Source organism: Acinetobacter sp. WCHAc060033 (assembly GCF_004209125.1).
Taxonomy (GTDB): Bacteria; Pseudomonadota; Gammaproteobacteria; order Pseudomonadales; family Moraxellaceae; genus Acinetobacter; species Acinetobacter wuhouensis.
The window spans coordinates 1-5535 of the sequence record NZ_SGSW01000091.1 but is presented as its reverse complement, the minus strand read 5'-3'; the positions used below and the strand labels follow the sequence as shown (position 1 = coordinate 5535).

Annotated in this window: 5 protein-coding genes; 4 read left to right on the top strand and 1 reads right to left on the bottom strand. The window is 31.5% G+C overall.

Features of this window, described 5'->3' with window-relative positions; genetic code table 11:
• The first annotated feature begins 176 nt into the window (after positions 1–176).
• The 4 genes from EXE10_RS20010 to EXE10_RS19995 are packed head-to-tail and all read left to right on the top strand — an operon-like array spanning position 177 to position 4971.
• The gene (locus EXE10_RS20010) at positions 177–1190 is read left to right on the top strand and encodes a nucleotidyltransferase (RefSeq protein WP_005006358.1); all 1014 of its coding nucleotides are present in this window, start codon (positions 177–179) and stop codon (positions 1188–1190) included.
• 9 nt (positions 1191–1199) lie between these two features.
• A complete protein-coding gene (locus tag EXE10_RS20005; protein ID WP_005006360.1) occupies positions 1200–2858 on the top strand; it encodes a ThiF family adenylyltransferase in 1659 nt (552 codons plus the stop codon).
• The gene (locus EXE10_RS20000) at positions 2843–3343 is read left to right on the top strand and encodes a Mov34/MPN/PAD-1 family protein (RefSeq protein WP_005006362.1); all 501 of its coding nucleotides are present in this window, start codon (positions 2843–2845) and stop codon (positions 3341–3343) included. The genes EXE10_RS20005 and EXE10_RS20000 overlap by 16 nt, the downstream gene beginning before the upstream one ends.
• Before the next feature lie 2 nt (positions 3344–3345).
• Positions 3346–4971 carry an SAVED domain-containing protein gene (locus EXE10_RS19995; protein ID WP_005006366.1) on the top strand — a complete coding sequence of 542 codons (1626 nt, stop codon included), beginning with the start codon at positions 3346–3348 and terminating at the stop codon, positions 4969–4971.
• 146 nt (positions 4972–5117) lie between these two features.
• Here the strand turns inward: EXE10_RS19995 and EXE10_RS19990 are convergent, their stop codons facing one another.
• Positions 5118–5444, bottom strand: coding sequence for a hypothetical protein (locus tag EXE10_RS19990; RefSeq protein ID WP_005028412.1), 327 nt, complete (start codon positions 5442–5444; stop codon positions 5118–5120).
• Positions 5445–5535: the final 91 nt, after the last annotated feature.

Genomic DNA, 5535 nt, shown 5'->3' with positions numbered 1-5535 from the left:
AAACTATTTTAGTTGGGAAGGAATGCTAAAAATTGGAGATTGATACATCTCATCGTTTGTTTAAATATTTTTTGATTAAATTTTCCCTTTAAAAATTCTATTTTTTTTAATGTCTTAACTTGTATTTAATATAGGAGATCCCCATAACAACAAAAGCACTACAGGAATACAACAATATGGCGAATCCACAAAAACACTATGCTAAGTTCCACACAAATATTCGATTAGGTCGTTATGACGAAGAAAGTACATTACGTGAAAAACGTGACCTTTTGATTAGCACCTTAAAAGATGAACTCAAAAAGGATCCAAATGGTCCTCAATTTGTTGAATACTTTAATCAAGGTAGTTATGCCTTGGGCACAGGGATTAAGCCTAAGAATGGAGATTATGATATTGATGTAGGAGTTTTATTAGATTGTGACAAAGAGGAATATGGCTCAGTAGAAATTAAAAAAATTGTTAGAGATGCTTTAACTCATTCAAATAGAACTGTAACGATCAAACGACCTTGCGTAACTGTCACTTATCTCAAAAATGGTAGTCCCGATTATCATGTAGATCTGCCCATCTACGCTGAAGACGACAAAGGCAATATGTATCTAGCTCGAGGTAAGGAATTCTCCTCTGAAGACCTTAAGACTTGGGATATTTCAAATCCTACTGAACTTACCGATACAATTTTGGGAAAATTTGAAGATGATTCAGATTTACGTCATCAGTTTAGACGATGTACTCGCTACTTGAAACAATGGCGAAATGAGAAAGGTCTAGATTTTTTTAAGAGTATTGCTATCACTACAGCTGTATATGAGCATATAACAGCTGAAGATTATGAGAATGATAATAAGGTATTACTTTCTATAGTAAATAATGTATTAGATCAATTCACTACCTTTAGCATTGATCCAGAAAATAACGAGTATTACTTCAGACTCGTAATTAATTTACCTGCACATCAAGGTGTAGACTTACTCGAAAAATTGACCCGAAAACAAATGGAGCACTTAAAATCAAAACTTGAAGATTTAAAATCATCTTTAGAAGCTGTAAATGAGGAAACTGATACAGTAGAAGCTTGCAAAATTTTAAATAAAACTTTTGGAAGACAATTCCCTATCCCTGAAATACAAGAAGTGTCCGAACCAGTAGTACAAACTTATTACACTCAAGAAGGAAAATCTGCTTAGGAAAACTCAATGTTTTTTGATAACCCAAAGTTAGACAATATTGAAAAGCTATTAAGTGAACATGGAGCTCAAAATATCCATGTCACTTCTATTACTAAGGATTGGGTTAATCTAAAATTTGATTTTCTCATTAATACACAACAGGTTTGCCTTGGTCTAATTTTTCAAAATAGAGCTAATTGGACGATACCTCCCATTTTTAGAATATTGACACGACCAATGTCTGCCTTAGATCATGTGAGTCAAAGTGGGGAAATTTGTACTACGGATCATCAAGGTGAAAACTTTGAAGGCTATAGACATAAAGAACTTATTACTGAATTCTTTGAAAGGGCTATAGATATACTCAAGCAATCTTTTATTAATTTTCAATTAAACAACCGAGTAAGCTTGTATAACGAACTAGAAGGATATTTAGGCAGCACTCAAAATATAAATGAGGATGTAATATTACATTGCGACCCTACTTCTACATTTAATTTATATGGTTGGTTAAGAAAATCATCAAAAGGGAATCATCAAATATTAGAGCATATTGATGATGGCGATAGTTCTTACATAAACCACAACCAGCTCACAAAAGTAAAAATTCATAAGATATTATTAGAAGATGCTTCTGTTTTCCCCATACCAGATATAGGAGATTATTTTAATGAGGACTATTTTCTAAAAATTGTTAATACCCTCTCTAATGAGAACAAACGATCTTTGTTAAAACAAGGCAATCATTATGCCCTAGTGGGAATTCCAAATGAACATGGATTTGCTTATGTGATTTTTTATTATGCCATTTGGTATTCTTTCAAAGAAAAAGTATCCTTCAAAGGCTTTAAAGTCTCTTTAACACAAAGAGCGTGGATAGATTATTTATTAAATAGAACGGGGCAAGAGAAAAAAACAAGACATATAGCGATTATCGGATGTGGGGCTTTAGGCTCAAAGATTGCAGAGATATTAGCTCAAACAGGCGTAAATAAATTTTCTTTCATAGATCCAGAGCTTTTAAAAACAGATAATATTTATCGTCATTCTTTAGGTTTGCAGTATGTTAATACCTATAAATCTACTTCTTTAGCTAATAAGTTTTTAATAGAAAGGCCCGGATTAACTATTTTTCCATTCGTAAGCCATGGTGAAAGCTGGATAAAATCAAAAATTACTGAAGATATTGATACTATCATCATAGCAATTGGCCATACTCCTACTGAGATTTCTCTCGTAAAAACTATTTATGAAATAAGTGCAAACATTCAAGTAATAATAGGCTGGTTAGAACCTTATGATTTAGGTGGACATTTTATTTCTTTCAATAATAAACATGTAGGATGTTTAAACTGCTTATATTTTGATGAAAAATCAAATAAAAGTCTTACCCCTATGTATAAATATGTACAATCTGGACAGCTAATTGCTAAAAATATTACAGGGTGTGCTGGTGCATTTACCCCCTTCTCTTCTTTAAATTGCATGAAGCTAGCAAGCTATATTTCTGAATATGTCCTGAATCAACAATTAGGATTTGTTTCTATTTCTGGCGACAATCAGAATGCAAATAAAAATGGAATAATTACTACCCCTTTTTATAATTCAGTAAATAATTCAAATGGAATTAATATATTGAATTTAAAAGAAATTTATAAAGAAGTATGCCCATGTTGCAATACATAACTCAAGGGAGGATTAAATGTGACACACCTACAGGCCAAGTCTTTATTATTCAAGCAAATGTTTTAAAGAGTTTAAAGCAATTTATACAATTAGAATCAGATTCTCCAGAATCGGGTGGCATTCTAATTGGAAGAACAGACATAGAAACTAAAGCTAAAATCATTGAAAGCTTTACCTCTCCTATGGAAGGAGACTGTCAAACACGTATGTCTTTCTTTAGGTCAAAGTCCCACCAATATGCTTTAATACAAGCTTGGAACGAATCTAAAAAATTCTATAATTTTCAAGGCCTATGGCATACACATCCTGAAGATGTACCAACACCCTCTCCAACCGATTTAAGGGATATAGATACTGTTCTAAATGGCATTACCAATCTTAATGACCCAGTTTTATATTTAATAATCGGAAGAGTAAAAACTGGAATCTGGATTGGTAGAAAAAATTTTAAAATCAAACTGTTAGGTTATATTGAGTTAAATTGAAAATGCAACTAGACCCATCCCTAAGTTTACAGACTTCTTTATCAGCAATAGATGATTTATCAAATGCAAATAAATATATAGAAGAAATTTTAAAGCATATTTGTATAGATTCATTAGGTGTATTAGTTGATGAAGAACGTAAAAATATAATTTTTGTCTTATTGAAAAATAAAAGCCCTGAAAGTTTTTTCCGTATAATTCTCAATTATGATGATACTTTAACTTTTGTCCGAAGATTGCTTGCCAAAAAAATTTCCATTTATGCACGCTTTCTTCAAGGTCACATAATTGATGCCCACACTCTACATGATTTTGAAAAGTTAAAAGAAACATGGAATTTAACCTCCTCTCAAGAGAGCGAAGTTAAAGATGTAGATTTTGTTCCTAGAAAGATTCCTAAACAAAAACCAAACCCTGTAAACCAATTAGAATATTTCATAAAAAGAATTTTTGATTTTGAGCATCTTACAGGTAGGGGTAACGATTTATCTGAAAAAGATAAAAACCAGATTTATCTCTCAAGTCATGGCCGATGTATGTTTAAAGGATGTGGTGCAAAATTAAACATAGATGAAATAACTGGATTTGAAGGTACATATGGCGTTTTAGCTCATAATGTTGCAGCATCAGAAAATTCTACTCGCGGTATCCCCTTCTTCTCATATCAACTATCAGATGATCCAACGAATATTTTATTATTATGTGAAAAACATCATAGGTTAATTGATAAAGTTGCTGGCGCAGAATATACAGCTTCAAGACTCTCGCAAATGAGAAGTAATTTCACAGCACAATGCGAAGATTTATTAGATTCTTTAAGCTTTACTCCTATGCCAGTGTATTTATTTTTCTGGCCCGTGAATCGCAATATTCCTCAGTCTCCTTCACGACGTGATATTGCAAGCTGCCTTCTCCCATTAAAATCTATTTTGCATAAAGATAAGACACTAATTCATGAACCATTACCAGCTCATTTAAGAGCTTCAGCTGATGAGTTCTATAAAAAGTATTTTTTAGAAGAATTTGAAGTTCAAACAGAACAATTACTTAGGGAAACTAAATTTGATGATAAGAGAGTAGCTATTTTTGGCTTCGGCCCTATGCCATGCCTAATAGCATTAGGAAGTAAATTAGGAAATAAAGGGAAATTTATACCTATGCTTATGTATAGGGATGGAAGTTGTTGGATGTGGCCTGATCTTATATGTACAACCAAAGCGTATGAAATTAATAATTTCAGTGAAATAGAAGATTGTACTGAAATTACTATTAGATTGAATCTCACTGCTGATCCAGAAACCTCTAAAAATAAGGCTGTTGAATTAGGACATCCGGTAATTAATATTACTGCTAAACCAGAATATATGGGGAATGGAGCAATAAGAAATCCTGAACGAGGACTAAGTTTCATGCAAGATATTCATGCGTTATTTCATAGTCTAACAGATAAAGGAATTACCAAAATTCATGTCTTACCATGTGCATCCAATGCTGCTTGTATATGGTTTGGACAAGCATTTGATCTGCATCATCCTGAAATGGTTATTTATGATTACTTAAATAATTCAATGGTTCCAAGACTTCAAATTCGAAATAATGGAAGCAAGAATGAAATCGCTGTAATTTAAACAGTATATTTGATAGTACTTTCATACCATTAGATTTAAATATGACATTAGTAAATGGAGTTTAGCTCTAATGGGGCTTTGTTGCATAAATATCTAAGACTATGATTTTGTTTAATTTATTTTTGGATTAAAATTTAAACAAATCCTTAAAAATCAGTATCTTGAAGAATGTTTATACAACAAAGCCGTTTTAAACTAAAAAATGTTTGTAATACTATTTTATTTAAATCACTCTGCGATCTAGGTATTAAATTTAAGACTTTCCATGGTTTTAAATAATCTTGCAGATTTTTTTGTGGTTCGAGAATATTTAAATCTTTATTAATATCAAAATTTGAGGGAATTCCATTTGTATTTTTTGCTAATAATTCCTTAACTAAATTTGTTGGAATAGCTCCATTTAAATGAACGTGTAAATCACCCTTAGGAAGATTCACTATCATATCTTCATTAATTTTTTGTAGTGCAGACATAAGTGTAGAAATTAATATAGCTGATTGAATTTTATCATAAAATCTATTTCCAAGTTATTTATTTTTAAATTTTTCTATTTCAATTCTGAAT

What these genes read in the sequence shown, in the direction of transcription:
- EXE10_RS20005 (WP_005006360.1), top strand. Translation starts at nt 1,200, where the DNA reads ATGTTTTTTGATAACCCAAAGTTAGACAATATTGAAAAGCTATTAAGT.
- EXE10_RS20010 (WP_005006358.1), top strand. Translation starts at nt 177, where the DNA reads ATGGCGAATCCACAAAAACACTATGCTAAGTTCCACACAAATATTCGA.
- EXE10_RS19995 (WP_005006366.1), top strand. Translation starts at nt 3,346, where the DNA reads ATGCAACTAGACCCATCCCTAAGTTTACAGACTTCTTTATCAGCAATA.
- EXE10_RS19990 (WP_005028412.1), bottom strand. Translation starts at nt 5,444, where the DNA reads ATGTCTGCACTACAAAAAATTAATGAAGATATGATAGTGAATCTTCCT.
- EXE10_RS20000 (WP_005006362.1), top strand. Translation starts at nt 2,843, where the DNA reads ATGTTGCAATACATAACTCAAGGGAGGATTAAATGTGACACACCTACA.